We start from the raw sequence: 17,021 nt of genomic DNA on the forward strand, positions 1-17,021 counted from the left end.
TCCGATGCAGGGAGTGACTTGTGCCATATGCCCGACTAACCAAGGAATCTTCGCGGATGATGGCTGACTTGCTAACAAAGCATTTGCCTTGGCATAGGCTCTTCATAGGAGCATGCCTACTCGCCATGCCGATTCGCGGCATTACCGCCGATACGACCTATGCATCTATCGATGCGTTTCTTCGATCTCTGCCGAACGCGAGTCTCGAAAAACAAGCGCGAGGCGATCTGAATGGCGATGGGCGAGCCGACTGGGTCGGTTCCATACGGCGGCAACATACCGGTGAAAAGGGTAACGACGAGACCCGGCAAATCTATGTGCTTATGCAAATGCCGTCGGGCACTTATACGGTGGCGGCTCAATCACACGAGGCCATCATCGCCAGTGGAACAGCCAATAACGATTTCGATGAAATCACCCTGTCGGGTAGCAGCTTCTATCTGAGTCAAAGCAGTGCATGGCACGAGTGTGTGAACACCACCACCACCCAGGTTCAATGGCGCCACGGTATGTTGCGGTTGATTGGCGTGGATTATCAATCATCGTTGAGTAGTCAAGACGGGAGCCCGACTCCCCTGAAGACATTTCATCTCAGCAGAAACACACTGACCGGCGTTACGATCGAAGAGATCATTGCAAACGGCAAGCCTGCAGAAACGATTAAGTCGAAAACCGTCATGAAGCCGACTTATCTGCAGGATTATCCCGACGGCGATTTCAATCTGCGTGCAGAAGACTTCAAGCATGATCCTTGTCGCTAGAGGTGAAAGCTGCCGATATAACCGCATTCGAGCAACTCACATCACCTTCACACTCCCTAGATAGCGCGATAGCTACGTTTGCCGGCTATCAACTACGGGGAAACGTGTATGAACGCTACGGCTCTGCTCGACCGCGCACCGATAGAAATACTCAGTCAGCAATTGCGACAGCACGGCAGTTGCAATCTGTTATCGGAAGCACTGGCTGGACTGGTAACGCCGGATGCGCTGCGGCAGGATCAGCTCGACTATGCCAAGGCGCTGGACGGCTATGGCATTCGACACGAGCAGAAGCCTATTCCTTATCAAGGCTTGCCGTATGTCATGACACGGCGAACTTTCGAGAATGCGACGGACCGTTTCCATCGGCTGTTCGACATTCTCGAACGAGTGATCGACCTTTATCTTAATGAGCCGGTGGTACGCGATTTCTTCCGCCTGCAACCGCGGCACGATCGCCTGATTCGCATGGGCGCCGGTTATCGCCCACGCATCCAGTACTGCCGCTACGACTTCACTCTCAATGCTCGCGGAACGCCACGCATCTTCGAGTTGAACAGTCACTCGCCGGCCGCTTCGACTTACGCCGAATATTTCGCTCGCCTGCTGCAAGGCAGCCGCTGCCTGGCCCAATTGCGCAAGCAGGGCCTGCGGCCGGTGCAGACGCCGCTGGAAAGTCCCGGCGCTTTCGCCAAGGCGATGCTGCGTTCGGCCGAGCAGTCGGGTTATCTGCGTGCGGGGCGACAGGTGGCGGTGCTAAACAGCCGTTACCTCACCATGAACACCGAGCTGGATCATATTGCCGAGCAGTTTCGAGCCGAGGGCTGCAACGTCGTGCGCTGCTTCGTCGAAGACTTGCGCTTCGATGGGCAGCATCTTTTCTACGGCGATATTCCGGTCCAACTCACTTTCAACAAATTCGACGATACACATGGGCCAGATGCTTACGAGTGCGCCTTCAGCCGCACCACGGCCGAGGTACAGGCTTATCTGGATGCCTATGAGGCTGATGCGGTCTTCGGGGTCAACTCTTTCCCCAGCATGTATTTGCCCGAGCAGAAAAGCACGCTGGCATTTCTGTGGAGCCCATTACTGCACCCGTATCTTGAACGCGAGGAAATCGAACTTATCGAAGAAATCGTGCCGCACACCGTGCTAGTACGGCATATGTCCAGCAATGAGCTGGCCATAGTGGCTGCGCAACGCGAGCGCTATGTGCTCAAGCGTTCGCTGGATACGCGCGGACGTAGCGTATTGATCGGTCGAGGGGCGACCGAGGCCGAGTGGCGGCAGAGTTTGTCGGCGGCCCGTGCCGAGCCGGCCGGCGACGACTTCGTGCTGCAAGAGCTGGCTCCGGTAGAACATTGCACAACTCGACAGCTCAACGATGGCGAGCCTACCGAGGTATTCACTTCGCTGGCCTGCTTCCTTTTTCAGGGCGACCCGATGGGCGTCGTCGTACGCACGTCGACAGAAGAGACGACCAATGTAGGCCGGCAGGGTTTTGTGCAACCCGCGTTGATTGTCGAGTAATCGCATGGACTCCACCCCCGACCTTTTGTCGAGCAATGTCCTGGATCCCATCCTCTACCCGCTGCCGATAGCCTCGGCGACGGCGCCTGCGGCGTTGCTGAAGGACTTTCGCCAACGATTGCCGCGAACGACCTGGGCCAGCCAAACCCCGGATACCTTGATGGCGCCGGTATGGTCGGCGGCATCTTCGGTAGCGCATTTCGAAGCCCGCCTGCTCGCCCTGTTCCGCGCGCATCTTAAAATCCTCCATGCGCTGCAGACCGAAACCTCGCGTGAAGGAAGCTGGCGGCAATACGCCGATCTACTGAAGATCGTCCGCACCTACAATCGTTGGCCGGTATTGGGCGAAGGCGAACCCTTGCCGGCGGATAGCCTGGTATCGCCCGATGCCGCACGTTTGCTGTATGGACGTCCCGACATCGTACTCGGCGAGGCGGGGCCGATGGTGGTCGAGACCAACTTCGATACCGGGCTGGGAGGCTACACGCGGCCCGACGATATCTGGGCTATCGCCGCCGAGTTGTTCGCACCGCCGGCCGATTTTCTGGTCACCGGCCGTCCCTTGGATGGTTTCGCCGCTTACTTTGCCGAACTGGCAGACGGTTCGCCGTGCGATATCCACTGGATCATGAAAAACGACGACGCGGTCCGACGCGAGCTGGCCCCGGTATTGAACCGGCTCAACCGCCATACGACGGGGGTTGAACACATCATCCATTACGCCGGCGAACCGGTGCCGCCGCTACGCGGCGATCGAACAGCCTGGCTGCATCGGGCCTGCTCGATCTATTCGGTGAATCGCGACCGGGAACACTTCGCCACGTTGCTGACCGAACTGATGCCGCTAGTGCGCGGCTGTACCGTGCCGGTGTGGCTGTCGGTGCTGGACTCCAAATTGTTTCTGGCCTGGCTTAGCGATCCGGCGGCCAGACCCGCCTCGCTATCGGCCGAGGAATGTGAAGCGGTGGAGAGCCTGCTGCCGTGGACACGGGTGCTGTCCTTGTTGCAAGGCGAGGAGCTTGAGCAAGTGCGGCGCAACCGGGCCGATTTCATCCTCAAGAAATCCGATTCATTTCAGGCGAAAGAAGTTCATTTCGGCTGCAATCTTTCAAGCCAGGCATGGACCGATCTGCTGGAGCAGCGCCGCATGCAACCGGCCTGGATGGACGAAACGGCCAATATCTGGATCGTGCAGAAACGCGTACGCCCACGCGCTTACGACTTGATCGAATACACCGATGCGGGCCCGGTCGAACGCCGCACCGGCGTCTCATGCTGCCCTTACCTGCTGGGCGGCAAACTGCGCGGCCTGGAAACCTGGGTAACCCCATTCACCCCGGATATGTCGATGATTCACCGCATGCAGTTCGTGCCGCATTTCATTCGACCAGGGGTGTAGCGACCATCTGCTCCCTCCCCTGCCTGCAGGGGAGGGTTAGGGAGGGGTTGCAACCTTGCGACAAGAATTCACCCTCTTCCAGCCCCTGCAATCGAAGGAAGTCCCTTTTCGGAACAAGCAGAGGGATGGGCAAAACGCAGCAATGCTTTCAAACACATCAGGCATTCCTCACGGAAAGGCCATGGTGTTGCTTCTTAGTTGGCAGCATCGCCAAGCAGATCTACTCGACCTACGACTCCGGCGGTACGATCACCACGCTATGAATACCTTCGCGCTGTGCCAGGCCCGGCCCGAACTGAACCACGTGACCGTCTTTCAGAATCACCGTGTAGTCGGTATGGGTGACGGATATGCGGGAACGGTGGCGAGCGAGATAGGTATAGATCTCGAACTCGGCGACGGTACGCATGGCATCGGGACGGCCGAGCGTAGCGACGACCTGCTCGCGCGTGGTGCCTGGATCGAGTTGTGTGATCTTTTGACCGGTGGTGTGACAACCAGCCAGCGCGACCGCTAATGCGGCCATTCCTGTAATGCGCTTCATGACTCCCCCTGAGACTGGCAACACCGGTGCAACCAGCGCTGCGTTGTGCCAAATGGTAGCGTAAGTTTTGTGGCACGCAGCCCATCGGATTATCGCAATTTCTTGCGACTCGTTGAATGAACCAACAGGCTTGGCACTGTCATCGACGCGGTGCCAGAATGCCCATGCTGCAGGGGGACTACTGGAACAACGCAAGGCCTGTTGCCGCGCTGATAAGGCGTGGCTGTGCGGCTCTTCGTTGCGTTCCGTGATGGACCAGCCTCTCCCTGCGGCCACAGCGAAGGGATTTGAGGTGCGACGCGAAAGTCTTCATGTCTATGGCGTAAGTTCGGGTCACCGTTTTGCGCACGAGGTACTGCCACGCCGACACGTTCTGGGCGGTATGCCATGACGGAGGTTTGCCGCATCGCGCCCTTGCGACTGCTGATCTGCTCTTTAGCGCTGTTGTTTACCGTGCGCGGTGAAGCCACTACGGTGACCTCGCTAGGCGAACTGTTCGCTGTGGCGCACGAAAGCGAGCCAGGTTACCGCGCCGCCAGAGCCAACCTGACGGCATCGCAAGCACGCACACGCCAAGCCTTCGGTGCGATGTTGCCGCAGATCACCGGTACCGCGAACAGCAATGGCAACAAGCGCCGCTACGACACCCGCGATCGGGTGACGCGAACCTTGCATGACCGCTATCACAGCGATGGTGACCAACTGAGTTTGAACCAACCGATCTGGCGACCTGCCAATGTGGCCGCCTGGCGCGAGGCCGAGGAGAGTGCGCGGCAAGCCGGTTATCAACTGGCCGATGCCGAGCAGCAGTTGTATTTGAAGCTGGCCACCGCATGGTTCGACTTGATGGAGGCGCGCGACGGCGTGGAATTCACCACGGCGCAACGCGACGCCTTGCGGGCGCAATGGGATATAGCTCAGCGCGCCACCGAGCTTGGTGCACAGGGTCAACCGCAAGCCGACGAGGCCCGCGCGAAATACGAAGCGGCGGACGCCGACCAGGCCTCCGCCGAATGGGATCAAGCAGCCAAACTCGCCGCACTGGAGCAATGGATAGGCGCCGCCGGCGACATGGTGCAACCGTATTTGCGTGACGAGATGGAGATCCCCGATCTGCTTGGCGGCGATCTCGACGAATGGCTGGAACAAATCGACACGCATAACCCGGCGCTGCATGCCGCGAAGCGCGCCCTGGCCGCGGCCGAGGAAGAAGTGCACAAGCAACGCGCGGGTTATCAGCCGACCTTGGACATGGTGGCGACCTACGGCAATACGGATCAGGCCGTGGGTAACTTTCCCGGCCAGCCAGGCTATGGGATACGCCAACTCGCGGTCGGGCTGCAATTGAACGTACCGTTGTATTCCGGTGGCACTCAGTCGGCCAAAGTGGCCGAAGCCCTGGCTTTGCGCGACAAAGCCATGGAGGACATCGAAGCGACCCGGCGCACCGCCATACTGAATGTCAAAACCGCTTATCTGGGCTGGCGTGCCGGACGAGCCAAAGCCAGTGGCGCCAAGGCCGCCGTAGTCTCGGCGAAGACTGCGCTGGCGGTAGCCGATCGCGCCACGGAGCGTGGCCTGAAGATCAACGCCGATGTACTCACCGCGCGGCAACAACTTGCCGGCGCCCGCCGCGATCTGCGTAAGGGGCGTTATCAGCAGCTCACTTCGTATATCAAATTGCGCGCGGCGCTCGGCGAATTGACGGCGGCGGATGTCGATGACCTCGATCAGTGGTTCGGTGCCGCTCCCACTCAAGCCGTAACGGCAAGTACGACGGAGGCACCGCACCGATGAGCGCACTGCCACCACCGGCCGGCAGGGACAAAGCCGAGCTCGATAAGACTGACTTGGATAAGAGCAGTCCAGACGAGAGCGGTCCTGTCACCGACCCACGCCTGGCCAGTGCCCACGCTCCGAGCGCATGGGAACAGTTTCTGCTGGCGCGCAGCTCTGACGTCTTCTGCCGCGCCTGGCTGGCGCTGATTTGCGAGAAATTTCCGGCAGTGCGTCAAGGCGCCGTGCTGATTGAAGCCAGCGATGGACAGAGCTATGTGCCTATCGCGGTATGGCCGCTGGCTAATGCCGACATGGCCCGCATGGGTGGTGCGGTGCAGTTGACGCTGGCAGAACGCCGTGTCGCCGTGCAGGCCGTCGAGGAGCAACCAGGCTTATTGCATGTAGCGGTACCGATTGCCGTGCACGAGCGTATCGGCGGCGCCGTGGTGCTGGAAGTCGCCATGGAGCGGCAGGCGATCCAGCCGCTGCTGCGTGAAATGCATTGGGGTAGCGCCTGGCTTACCAACCTGCTCGGCAAGCGCGAGCTGGATCAGGCACTGGAAAGCAATGCGCGCTCGATGGGTATTCTGGAGACCATCGCGACCACGCTGCGGCATACCCGTTTTCAACAGGCGTTGTTCGATCTGTGCAATGAATTGCGGAGGCGCTTCGATGCCTCACGCGTGGCGATCGGCCTGGTTCACGACGCAAAGATCCGCCTGGTCGCCTTATCCGAGGCGGCTACCTTTGAAAAATCGTCGCCCTTGGTCCAGGCCTATACCGATGCCATGGGCGAAACCTGCGACCTCGCCCAGGTGGTTCACGCGCGCAAACCCGAAACTAGCGACGGCCCGGTCGAAAGCTATCGCGCGCATAGCGCATTGCTGCAGCGAGTCGGCGCCGATGCCTTACTTTCACTGCCGGTCAGTGAGCAGGCACGCACGGTTGCGGTACTGACGCTGGAACGCACCGGCGGCGAGGACTTCAGCGAGGCCGAGCGGCGCTGGCTGGAGACGTTCGCCGCCTTGTTCGCGCCGGTGCTGACGCAGCGGGTGGATGCCGAGCGCAGCTCATTGCAACGGATGCGCGATGAAGTGATGCGCTTCTGGGGCGCCCTGCTCGGCCCGCGATATTTGCTATGGAAACTGGCCGGCATCGTCGCATTCGTATGTATCGCGCTGGCGGTTTTTTTGCCGGTGTCCTATCGCGTCTCGGCCAAGACCGTCACCGAAGGAGCGATTCAACGCGTGGCCGCCGCGCCTTTCGAGGGTTATCTGGCCGCAGGGCTGGTGCGTGCCGGCGACACCGTGCGCAAAGGCCAGGTGCTGGCCCAACTGGACGATCACGAACTGTTGGTCGAGCGTGCGAAATGGGCCAGCGAACGCGATCAGTACGACAACAAGCTGCGCGAGGCGATGGCCAATCACGAGCTCAGCGCGATTCAAGTGACCAGCGCGCAATTGCAGGAAGCCCAGGCCCAGCTCGATCTGCTGGAAGACAAGCTGGCGCGCGTGCGCGTGCTGGCGCCTTACGACGGCGTGGTGGTCAGCGGTGATCTCAGTCAGCAGATCGGCACACCGGTGGAGGCCGGTAAAAAACTGTTCGAGATTGCCCCGCTCGGTAGTTACCGAATCATTCTGCAAGTTGACGAGCGCGATATTGCCCAAGTGCAAACGGGGCAGACCGGCGAGCTGGTAATGAGCGGACTAGCCGGCAAACCGATGCCGTTCTCGGTCGCGAAAATCATGCCGGTGGCGACCGCGCAGGACGGCAAGAATTTCTATCGTGTGGAGGCGAAGCTGCAACACGATTCACCACTGCTGCTGCCGGGCATGGAAGGTGTCGGCAAGATCGGCGTGGGACGGCGGCAGCTCGGCTGGGTGCTGCTGCATAGCACCTTGGATTGGCTGCGCTTGACGCTATGGAACTGGGGCTTGTGAAGCTGCCCGTACTGGCCAGTTGCCGTGGCGCGTAATCCGTTCAGCCCGTCGTGGCATAGCGTCGCGCTGCTGCGGCCGCGGCTGATGCCTTATGCGCTGGTGCAGCGGGTGGTGTTTCGGGGCAAGCCTTGGTACGTCGTGCAGGATCAGAGCGGTGGCCGCGTCTATCGACTTTCGGCGGCTGCCTATGCGTTTATCGCCGGCATGGATGGGCAACATACCGTGCAGGCGCTATGGGAGCGTGCCAATGGCTCCGAAGTACGCGATGCCTGCACCCAGCCGGAGGTCGTCGATCTATTAGTGCAACTGCATGCGGCCGATCTATTGCAGACCGATGTGGCACCGGATTCCGCGCTGGCCCTTGACCGTCATCGGCGCAAGCGCACCGAAACGCTGAAGCAGTGGCTGATGAATCCGATGAGCTTGAAGCTGCCCTTGCTCAATCCCGATCGCTTTCTCACGCGGCTATCGCCTTATGTTAGCTGGTGCTTCGGCCCGGTCGGCGCCTTGCTGTGGCTGGTCGTGATGCTGCCGGCGCTGTTTTTGGCCGCGCAACACTGGAGCGAACTGACGCATAACCTGTCCGATCGGGTGCTGTCGTCCAGCAATCTGCTGGTCATGCTCGCGGTCTATCCGGTGGTGAAGCTATTACACGAGCTGGGCCACGGCTTTGCGGTAAAACGCTGGGGCGGCGCGGTACGCGAGCTGGGCTTGATGTTTCTTATTTTTGCGCCGGTGCCTTACGTGGAGGCATCGTCGTCCTCCGCATTTGCATCCAAATATCAACGCGCCGCGGTAGCCGCGACGGGGATGTTGGTTGAGCTGTTTCTCTCGGCGCTGGCGCTGCAGGTATGGTTGCTGGCCGAACCGGGCGTACTGCGCGCGGTGGCGTTCAACGTGATGATTATCGGCGGTGTTTCCACCTTGATGGTCAACGGCAATCCCTTGCTGCGCTATGACGGCTACTACATTCTTTCCGACTTGATCGAAATGCCGAATCTGGCCCAACGCGGCCAGGCTTGGTGGACCTATCTGATGGATCGCTACGCCTTCGGCGCCACCGATGCGGTAGCGCCGGATGAAACCCCGGCCGAGCGCCGCTGGCTGGTGCTATACACGCCGCTGGCCTGGTGCTATCGCACCTTTGTGACGGTCTCGGTGATTTTTCTGGTTGCCGGTAAGTTCTTTATCGCCGGCGTGTTGATGGCTTGCTGGAGTGCGTTCAGCCTGATCGCCACGCCGTTGCGCAAAGGCTGGAAGCATCTCGCCAGCAGCCCGGTGTTGCAACGTTGCCGCACCCGCGCCATGCGCCGCACCGCAGTCGCCCTGCTCTGCACGCTAGTGTTGTTGCTACTGGTGCCGTTGCCATTGCGTACCCGTGCCGAAGGCGTGGTGTGGCTGCCGGACCACGCGATGCTGCACAACGGTGAAAGCGGTTTCTTTGCGCGCTGGATGGTTGAACCGGGCAGCGAAGTGAAGCGTGGCCAGCCATTGTATTTGCTGGACAATCCCACGCTGCGCGCCGAGCTGGCCGTCGATCGCGCCAAGGCGGAGGAGGCGCAAGCCCGTTACGATGCCGAGCATTTCAGCGACCCGGTCAAGGCCGCGGTCTCCGGCCGTCAGCTCGACGAGGCACGCGAGGTGCTGCATCAAGCCGAGGTACGCATCGAGCGGCTGGCAGGCTACGCCCAAACGGATGGCCGTTTGATTGTCGCCACCGCACAGGATATGCCGGGGCACTATTACAAAAAGGGTGAGTTGCTCGGTTATGTGCTGCAGGACCACGAGTTATTGGTGCGCGTCGTAGTGCAGCAGGACGACATCGACCTCGTGCATCAACGGCTCAGCGGCGTATCGCTGCGCCTGGCCGATTCACTTGCCCAAACGCATACATCGCGCGTGGTGCGCGAATTCCCCAGCGGTGTCGATGAGTTGCCGACGGCTGCGCTGGGTCTTAATGGCGGCGGTACGATTCCGACCAGCCCGAACGACGCGAACGGCCTGAAGGCTTTGCAGCGCATCTTTATTGTCGACCTCAGCCTGCCCACCGATGCCGCGCCGGCTTTTGGCGAACGCGTGCATATACGCTTCGAGCATGGCAGCGAACCGCTGGCCCGGCAGGCATTGCGGCGCTTGCGCCAGGTCTTCTTAAGTCACTTCAATGTCTGACGTACGCACCCTGCTCGCCTCACGCGACATCCTGCTGGGCGACGGGCCTTATCTTGAGCGGCTGGACAGTGTCCACGCGCCCTGGGAAGAGCGTCTGCGCGCATGGCTGGCACGGCTACCGCGTTTCGATGGTCAACGCGCGCGTACTTTTTTGCAGCACGCACAGACACTGGAAGCCGCCGCACATGGCTGTGATGACAGGCAATTGCATGCGCGTCTTGGTGAAGTCGCCCGGCACATGCATCGCGCCGGGTTTACCGACAATTTGCTGGCGCAAGCATTCGCGCTGATCCGCGAAGCGTCGCGGCGCACCCTGGGCATGCGTCATCACGACGTGCAGTTGCTGGCCGGGCGAACCCTGTTGCAAGGGCGACTGGCCGAAATGTCCACCGGCGAAGGCAAGACGCTTGCCGCCACCCTCGCCGCCTGCTCCGCCGCGGTCACGGGCGCGGCGGTTCATGTGGTAACGGTCAACGACTACCTGGCCGAGCGCGACGCCGAGACCAACCGCCCGCTATTCGACTTTCTCGGTCTGCGCATCGGTGTCGTACTGCAGGATATGGAAGTCGCCAAACGACGCGAAGCCTATGCCTGCGACATCACCTATGTCTCCAACAAAGAGCTGACCTTCGACTACCTCAAAGATTGCATCGCCCTGGGCGAAGCTTCGCGCACGCAGCAGCGGTTGCGCGAACTGGCCGGCGGCCGCCGTGGCGAAGCGCCGATCTTGCGCGGCCTGCATATTGCCATCATCGATGAGGCCGATAGCGTATTGATCGATGAGGCAAGTACGCCGCTGATTATCTCCGAGACCCTGCCGGACGACCTTGATCCGGCGATCTACGACCAGTCCATCGCACTGGCCCGCAGCCTGCAGTCCGGTTCCGAATATGTGCTGGGTACTCACCGCGACATCTGGCTTACGCCACTGGGCAAACAGCGGGTGCGTGAAGTGAGCGCCGGCTATGGCGGCCTATGGCAATCGCCATTATGGCGCGACGAATTCGTGCAAAAAGCGCTATCCGCCGTGTACTGTTTCCAGCGCGATCAGCACTACATCCTGGCCGAAGGCAAGGTGCAGATCGTCGACGAATCGACCGGGCGCGTGATGCCGGATCGGACCTGGGAGCGCGGCCTTCATCAAATGATCGAGTGCAAAGAGCAGGCCGAGATCACCGGCCAGCGACGCACGCTGGCGCAGATCACCTACCAGCGATTCTTCGGCCGCTACCTTTTGCTTTGTGGCATGACCGGCACGGCGCAAGAGGTCGCCACCGAAGTCAAACGCAGCTACGACTTGTCGGTAACGCGTATTCCGACCCACAAGCCGAGCCGCCGTGAACGCCTCACCGACAGCCTTTGCATCAATTCCGAACAGCGCTGGCAAGAGGTGGCCCGGCGCGCAGTGCAGATGGCCAGCACCGGTCGCGCTGTATTGATCGGCACCCGCTCGGTGGAGGCTTCCGAATACTTGAGCGGGCTGCTGGAGCGCGATGGCATCACGCATACCATGCTCAATGCGCGTCAGGACCAGACCGAGGCCGAAGCCATTGCACAGGCGGGTCAGCCTGGATCGATCACCGTGGCGACCAATATGGCCGGCCGCGGTACCGACATCAAACTGGCGCCGGCGGTGGAACAAGCCGGTGGCCTGCACGTGATTCTTACCGAGTTTCACGAATCGGCACGTGTCGATCGGCAACTGTTCGGCCGTTGTGCGCGCCAGGGCGATCCGGGCAGCACCGAAGCCATCGTCAGCATCGATGACGAGCTGTTTCGCCGTTTCATGTCAAGTGCCGAGCGCTGGCTTATGTGCCGATGGGTCACCCGTACCCGGCAAAGCCGCCTGTGGTTGCGCCATTGGGTAACCCATGTGCAGAACCGTGCCGAGCGCCACTACCGTCATCAGCGCACCGAAACCCAGCGCCGCGACGCCGAGTGGATGAAGGCGCTCGGTTTTGTCGGCAAGACACGTCGTTAACTGTGCGGGGCTTCGCAGGGATCGTAAACAGATTCTCTGCGTTTATCGATTAGCAGCGCTGCCTTCTAGTCAAAACGCGCAATCAATATAAAATCTTTGCTCCCCACCCCCACCCATCAAAAGATAAACCATGAAGCAGTTCAGCAGTTTTTCGCATGCCCGATCCAAAATTCTGGCGGGCACCGCGCTTGCGGCCATCATCGGCACCATGACGATGTCGTCTGCATATGCGGCCGCTGTATCCCCGCAACTCGTCAATCAGTACGCCGACATGTGCGCCAAACAGTCGATCAACATCCCATCGCCTTACGGTGAGGCGGATCTGAAAGGTAACCCGAAGCTGGACAGCTACTGCAAATGCTTCGCCGGAAAATTTGCCGAACGAGCCATGGCAACGCTACAAACGGGAGACACCGCGACCTTTACCCCGAACTCTCTTAATGACAGCGTGAAACAGGAAAACCAGATGCGTAACAGTTGCCGGCAACAAGTTGGCTTGCCGCTGCTTAAGTTCGCGCCATGATCGCGATGAAAGCACGGATGAAAGTACTTACCCGCTCGCTGCTGACCCTTGCGCTATGCGCCGCCGCGCCGCTCAGTGCATGGGCGGCAAGCCCCAATGCTCATGCGGTGGCTAACGCTTCGGCACCGCCGGGCGGCGTCTATCTGGGTTATTACCAAGAAGACCCGGCCACCAACCCCGAAGACCCGACCATGGGCTCGGTGTACCTGAACCTGCCGGCGTCCGACAGCAGCTTCTCCGGCAATATGTACTTCACCTATTTCGGCTGTCAGAGCAACAACCTTGGCACCATCTCCGGCACCAAGGCCGCGACATCGCTGAAGGGAACCTGGAGCGGCACCATCGATGGCACGCACCAGACCGGCTCGGTAGCCGGCACATACTCCGCGGCAAAAGGCGCCTACGCCGGAACCTTTACCGTAGCCGGCGGCAAGCAGCACATCGATATTCCATCGTGCATCAGTTACTACATCGCGCCGAACGGCACGTTCGAGCTGTTTGCAGTGGGCCAGAACGTACCGAGCGATTTCTCTGTTTCGCTTAGCGGCAATACGGTGAGCTGGAATCCCCCGAGCGGTGCGGTCATGACCTTGGTTTTTGTACTGGACCCGGCTATTGCAGCTAGCGGCCATGGCAATGCCACCGTGTGGCAGACCTTGGTGCTGGGCCCTCAAGGCACGGCAAACCTCGGCGATATCGGCTTAGTCAGTGGACACGCGTATGTGGTTGCCGTCGGTGCATCGGATGGCAGCTATCGACGACTGAGTTTTGCCAGCACTCGCTTCACGGCACCCTGATCGCTGCGGCCTGAGTTGCGCTACCTCTCTACACCATCCTGCCAGCGCAGGATGGTGTAGAGAGCACCGGTTTTCTTTTGACCAGGGCGCAGGGGTTCAAAACGCACGGTGACCTGCAGAGCCGATCGTGTGCCATCGGTGGTGCTGGCCATGGCATAAATGGTTCTTACATTACCGCTACGCCAGCTACCTACGGGCGTGCCGTTCGGCAAGGTGAGCAGCGGCGAGTGCGGTGCCGCAGCCTCGCGCGCCACGATAAAACGTTGCGCCTTGGCCATATCCATCCCCGGCAGCGTCGACAGCGCCAGTGCGGGCGCGAACAGCGCTGCCGGTTGCGGGCGACGTGACCAGAGTGTGATGGCCGGCTCCACCTTCTGATAAATCGTGGGGGTCATGCCCAGCACGGCCTGCAGATCTTCCAGGCTGACGAACTCGGCATAACGCGGCCCATGACTCAATCCGGCCTGTTTGTATCGCTGCTGTCCATAGACTTGGTTGTTCAACCTTTGCGAGTCGCGCGACTCGATCACGTTGGCTGCCAACGCAACGGCTGCCGCGGCATCGACGCCTGCCGCCTGAAATAGATTTTGCAGTATGTCCGGCGTCGCGGTGTTCAGATCGACCTTGCCGGTTTCGTCGCCGATCCGTATCTGGATATCAGTGTCATCGAGGCGATAGGTATAAAGACGTCCATCGGCAATCCATGACGCCCCTGCCCCTGGCGCAGCTCCGAGGCTCTGGGCCGATTCGTAGATCGCCCGCATCACTCCTGCTTCGGCTAAATAACGCACCTGGGTTTGCGCCAGTTGATAACGCACTTGCGTGGCTTCAAGCCGTGACACCGTGGCATAGCCGCCCAGCAGAATCGCCAGCAATGTGCACGCCCACAACACCACCAAAAGCGCTACGCCGCGCTGCGCTCCGACGTTCAATGAAGCCCCCTTCCGTACAGCAACGGCATCGCCACGGCACGGACATTGATGGCACTGGCCCCTTGCCGGATAGGAATATCCAGGCGCGGCCAGAACACCATGCCATCATCGAGCGTCACCTCGATACGTATCAGGCTGGGCAGCCGCATGGACGGGGGCCATGTCTCCAGCCACTGTTCAGGCTGTTGATCCTTGGTGCTGCCGTAGTAACTGAAATGAACGCTGCGGATATGCGAGACAAGCACCTCCGGTTCACTGCGGGTGTCGGCTGCGATACCGTCGGGCGAGAGCATGGCGAAGCTCATTGCCAAGTGGGTATTGTCTTTGCCTTCTTCGACCAGTGTAAGCGTCTGCAACTGCGGACCGAGCTTGCCGAGATAACCTGGCAGCGGCGCCACAAAGCGTATTTCTTTGGCGCTGCCGCTGAAAACAATCGGTTCATGCTGCGCATTCATATCCCATGGAATCGCCGATGTCTGCGTCAGCTCATGCCTGAGAAATTGTTGCGCCGATCGAATCTGGTCGAGCCTCTCGATCACCGCCGTCCCCGACCGCACGCTATGTGTCGCGGTGCTGATGCCGGCATACACGCCGAGCAGCAGTAAGGCCATCAGCGCGAGCGCGGCGAGCACTTCGAGCAGGCTGAAGCCGGTTGAGCGCAGGGAACAGGGAACGGGGAACGGGGAGCGATGAGCGCGTCGCAACACTACAGCGAGCGAGCTGTTGTTCCCCGTTCCCCGTTCCCCGTTCCCCTGCCTCATTGAACCCGCAACGTGGTGAAATGCGCCGAACGTTCGCGCCGGCCACTGCCCCAAAGCACGTCCAGATCCACGCGATATAGCTGCAGTGGCGTCGTGTCGGCGGCAGCGGATTCAGTGACCTTCAAACGCCAGCGATATTGCGTATCGAATTGCCCTTCGCTTACGCCAACGCGCAATGGCTCGATAACCGTCATGCCGTCGAGCTTGGATTGTCCCCATAGGGCCGCCTTGCTGGCTTCGGCAGCATGACCGGACAGCGCCATGGAGCCGCCGGCCACTTGCATCAAGGCAGTGAATGCAATCGCCAGCAACAGGATGGCAGCGATGACTTCGAGCAAACTAAAGCCGCCGATAAAGCGCGAATACAGAGCACGACGTGGCGTCGCATGGAGCGAGCTGTTGTTCCCCGTCCCCCGTTCCCCGTTCCCCAGCTTCATCCCACAACCCCACTAGCCATAGCCGTAAATTCAATACCAACAACGTGACATTCGCTTGACGCAGATATGCGAATGGGAGGGGTTGCCCCCTCCCATTCACGTTTATCTACTTATTGACGTAGTGCTTAGTTAACGACGCAGGTGTCGATCTGGCTCTGCACAAAACTGGTGCTGAGGAAAGCCAGACCCGTGCCGGAACCGATCGTGGTCGTGGCGCCAGTGATGGCCGAGTTGTACGGAGCGCCAAGCAATTTGCGGACATTGGCGGTATCCGTGCCATTGCCGTTGCTGTTGCCCAACAGGTACGAGACGGCAACGATCGGATAGCCGCTCGGATTCGCATAAGCCGAGGGCTTGACCAAAGCGATGCACGAGGTGCTGGGCAGCGGCGAAAGAGCTGCATACGTGGCTTGACCGGTGGTGGCATCGGCGCCAGTGATTACATTGTTATAGACAACGTCGGTGCTGTTGATCGTTACGCTGTTGGTCAGATCGGCGACCGGATCGAGACCATTAAGAGTTGCGAATTGAGCAAAAATGTTCGAAACGTTGGCCGTCTCGGCATAGCCGATCGCACCGTCGAGGGCTACCACTTTAGCGACCAGATTTGCGTTACCGCTCTGGGCATTCCAGTTAGCCGGGATGGTCGACTGGTATTTCGAAACAACGTTGGTGAACGCCTGATCGGTGATGAAATGCTGGCTGGCAGAGCCGGCGCAAATCGTCGCCAAGTGGTTGCTGAAGGCAAACGTAGTGCCGCTGTTGTCGCCGCGGTAGATCACATTGATCGCGCCAGAAACGCCTGCCGGCACGCCGGCGGCAGCGAGCTGGCTATCGCTCCAATCGCTGATCTGACCGGAGAAGATTTTGCAGACCAAGGCATCGGTAAGGGCCAACGAACTTACATTGGCTTTGTTGAAGGTGATCGCAACGGAACCGGCAACGGCTGGAAACTGCAACGGGCTGCTGCCCGAACGGTTAGTCGTATAGTGGCTGTAATCGAGAGAATTCAGCGGCGAATCCGCACCGACGAAGCTCGGCTGGGTCAGAGTGCCACGACCTGCTGCACCGGCATCGAAACCGTTCGGTGCCGTTGGGCCATCCGGGCAGGTAGTCTGCACGTTCGTGCCTGCAACACCGGCGAGGATATCCTTGCCCTTGCCGCTGCCGGTCTGGCAGTAGGTGGTCGCCGGATTACCCGTTTGAGCCGAGTACGCCGCCAGGAACGAGCCAGCAACGGGAGATGAGGTCAGCCGATGCGTAACGTCACCGGTGTAACCGAGCGCCGGCAACGTCGCGCCACCACCAACCAGGGTAGTGCTGGCCTGAGCAGCCGAAGCCAGTGTGATCATGCCAAGAAACATCGCACCCGCGAGGGTTTTCATGCGGTTCTTACCCGTATATCCGTAAGCCATGATGTACACCTTGCATAAATACCTCCGAATTGGAGGCTGATGCATTTATG

Annotated in this window: 14 protein-coding genes; 9 read left to right on the top strand and 5 right to left on the bottom strand. The window is 60.2% G+C overall.

The window, feature by feature from the left end:
* Window positions 1-56: 56 nt before the first annotated feature.
* The 3 genes from DVJ77_RS00325 to DVJ77_RS00335 all read left to right on the top strand — a co-directional run bounded on the left by DVJ77_RS00325 (window position 57) and on the right by DVJ77_RS00335 (window position 3,693).
* Window positions 57-761, top strand: coding sequence for a hypothetical protein (locus DVJ77_RS00325; RefSeq protein WP_162791298.1), 705 nt, complete (start codon window positions 57-59; stop codon window positions 759-761).
* Between the two features lie 108 nt (window positions 762-869).
* Window positions 870-2,294 carry a hypothetical protein gene (locus DVJ77_RS00330; protein WP_114843493.1) on the top strand — a complete coding sequence of 475 codons (1,425 nt, stop codon included), beginning with the start codon at window positions 870-872 and terminating at the stop codon, window positions 2,292-2,294.
* A gap of 4 nt (window positions 2,295-2,298) precedes the next feature.
* Entirely contained in the window at window positions 2,299-3,693 is a 1,395-nt protein-coding gene (locus DVJ77_RS00335) for a hypothetical protein (protein ID WP_114843494.1), read from the top strand.
* Between the two features lie 229 nt (window positions 3,694-3,922).
* On the opposite strand, the gene bamE is transcribed toward DVJ77_RS00335, so the two are convergent.
* On the bottom strand, window positions 3,923-4,237 hold the full coding sequence (gene bamE, locus DVJ77_RS00340; protein ID WP_114843495.1) for an outer membrane protein assembly factor BamE domain-containing protein: 315 nt from the start codon (window positions 4,235-4,237) through the stop codon (window positions 3,923-3,925).
* A 387-nt stretch (window positions 4,238-4,624) separates the two neighbouring features.
* Here bamE and DVJ77_RS00345 point away from each other — a divergent pair, with 387 nt between their 5' ends.
* The 6 genes from DVJ77_RS00345 to DVJ77_RS00370 all read left to right on the top strand — a co-directional run bounded on the left by DVJ77_RS00345 (window position 4,625) and on the right by DVJ77_RS00370 (window position 13,426).
* Entirely contained in the window at window positions 4,625-6,034 is a 1,410-nt protein-coding gene (locus DVJ77_RS00345; protein WP_114843496.1) for a TolC family outer membrane protein, read from the top strand.
* Window positions 6,031-7,956 carry a GAF domain-containing protein gene (locus DVJ77_RS00350; RefSeq protein WP_114843497.1) on the top strand — a complete coding sequence of 642 codons (1,926 nt, stop codon included), beginning with the start codon at window positions 6,031-6,033 and terminating at the stop codon, window positions 7,954-7,956. Before DVJ77_RS00345 ends, DVJ77_RS00350 begins: the two co-directional genes overlap by 4 nt.
* A gap of 24 nt (window positions 7,957-7,980) precedes the next feature.
* Window positions 7,981-10,125 carry a peptidase M50 gene (locus DVJ77_RS00355; RefSeq protein ID WP_114843498.1) on the top strand — a complete coding sequence of 715 codons (2,145 nt, stop codon included), beginning with the start codon at window positions 7,981-7,983 and terminating at the stop codon, window positions 10,123-10,125.
* Window positions 10,118-12,106: a preprotein translocase subunit SecA gene (locus DVJ77_RS00360; protein ID WP_114843499.1), complete on the top strand. Its 1,989-nt coding sequence runs from the start codon at window positions 10,118-10,120 to the stop codon at window positions 12,104-12,106. The genes DVJ77_RS00355 and DVJ77_RS00360 overlap by 8 nt, the downstream gene beginning before the upstream one ends.
* A 130-nt stretch (window positions 12,107-12,236) precedes the next feature.
* On the top strand, window positions 12,237-12,629 hold the full coding sequence (locus tag DVJ77_RS00365) for a hypothetical protein (protein ID WP_114843500.1): 393 nt from the start codon (window positions 12,237-12,239) through the stop codon (window positions 12,627-12,629).
* A 17-nt stretch (window positions 12,630-12,646) separates the two neighbouring features.
* Window positions 12,647-13,426: a hypothetical protein gene (locus tag DVJ77_RS00370; RefSeq protein WP_114843501.1), complete on the top strand. Its 780-nt coding sequence runs from the start codon at window positions 12,647-12,649 to the stop codon at window positions 13,424-13,426.
* Window positions 13,427-13,446: 20 nt separating this feature from the next.
* Here the strand turns inward: DVJ77_RS00370 and DVJ77_RS00375 are convergent, their stop codons facing one another.
* The 4 genes from DVJ77_RS00375 to DVJ77_RS00390 all read right to left on the bottom strand — a co-directional run bounded on the left by DVJ77_RS00375 (window position 13,447) and on the right by DVJ77_RS00390 (window position 16,971).
* Window positions 13,447-14,358, bottom strand: a complete 912-nt coding sequence (locus DVJ77_RS00375; RefSeq protein ID WP_162791299.1) for a type II secretion system minor pseudopilin — start codon at window positions 14,356-14,358, stop codon at window positions 13,447-13,449.
* Window positions 14,355-15,065, bottom strand: coding sequence for a prepilin-type N-terminal cleavage/methylation domain-containing protein (locus DVJ77_RS00380; protein ID WP_225427679.1), 711 nt, complete (start codon window positions 15,063-15,065; stop codon window positions 14,355-14,357). The genes DVJ77_RS00375 and DVJ77_RS00380 overlap by 4 nt, the downstream gene beginning before the upstream one ends.
* Before the next feature lie 50 nt (window positions 15,066-15,115).
* Entirely contained in the window at window positions 15,116-15,556 is a 441-nt protein-coding gene (locus DVJ77_RS00385) for a prepilin-type cleavage/methylation domain-containing protein (RefSeq protein WP_225427681.1), read from the bottom strand.
* A gap of 125 nt (window positions 15,557-15,681) precedes the next feature.
* Complete coding sequence (locus DVJ77_RS00390; protein WP_162791300.1) at window positions 15,682-16,971, bottom strand: substrate-binding domain-containing protein; 1,290 nt, start codon at window positions 16,969-16,971, stop codon at window positions 15,682-15,684.
* Window positions 16,972-17,021 lie beyond the last annotated feature (50 nt).

Source organism: Dyella tabacisoli (genome assembly GCF_003350925.1).
Taxonomy (GTDB): Bacteria; Pseudomonadota; Gammaproteobacteria; order Xanthomonadales; family Rhodanobacteraceae; genus Dyella_C; species Dyella_C tabacisoli.

Coding starts and splice junctions, on each gene's coding strand:
- DVJ77_RS00325 (WP_162791298.1), top strand. CDS start 57: ATGATGGCTGACTTGCTAACAAAGCATTTGCCTTGGCATAGGCTCTTC.
- DVJ77_RS00330 (WP_114843493.1), top strand. CDS start 870: ATGAACGCTACGGCTCTGCTCGACCGCGCACCGATAGAAATACTCAGT.
- DVJ77_RS00335 (WP_114843494.1), top strand. CDS start 2,299: ATGGACTCCACCCCCGACCTTTTGTCGAGCAATGTCCTGGATCCCATC.
- bamE (WP_114843495.1), bottom strand. CDS start 4,237: ATGAAGCGCATTACAGGAATGGCCGCATTAGCGGTCGCGCTGGCTGGT.
- DVJ77_RS00345 (WP_114843496.1), top strand. CDS start 4,625: ATGACGGAGGTTTGCCGCATCGCGCCCTTGCGACTGCTGATCTGCTCT.
- DVJ77_RS00350 (WP_114843497.1), top strand. CDS start 6,031: ATGAGCGCACTGCCACCACCGGCCGGCAGGGACAAAGCCGAGCTCGAT.
- DVJ77_RS00360 (WP_114843499.1), top strand. CDS start 10,118: ATGTCTGACGTACGCACCCTGCTCGCCTCACGCGACATCCTGCTGGGC.
- DVJ77_RS00365 (WP_114843500.1), top strand. CDS start 12,237: ATGAAGCAGTTCAGCAGTTTTTCGCATGCCCGATCCAAAATTCTGGCG.
- DVJ77_RS00370 (WP_114843501.1), top strand. CDS start 12,647: ATGAAAGTACTTACCCGCTCGCTGCTGACCCTTGCGCTATGCGCCGCC.
- DVJ77_RS00385 (WP_225427681.1), bottom strand. CDS start 15,556: ATGAAGCTGGGGAACGGGGAACGGGGGACGGGGAACAACAGCTCGCTC.
- DVJ77_RS00390 (WP_162791300.1), bottom strand. CDS start 16,971: ATGGCTTACGGATATACGGGTAAGAACCGCATGAAAACCCTCGCGGGT.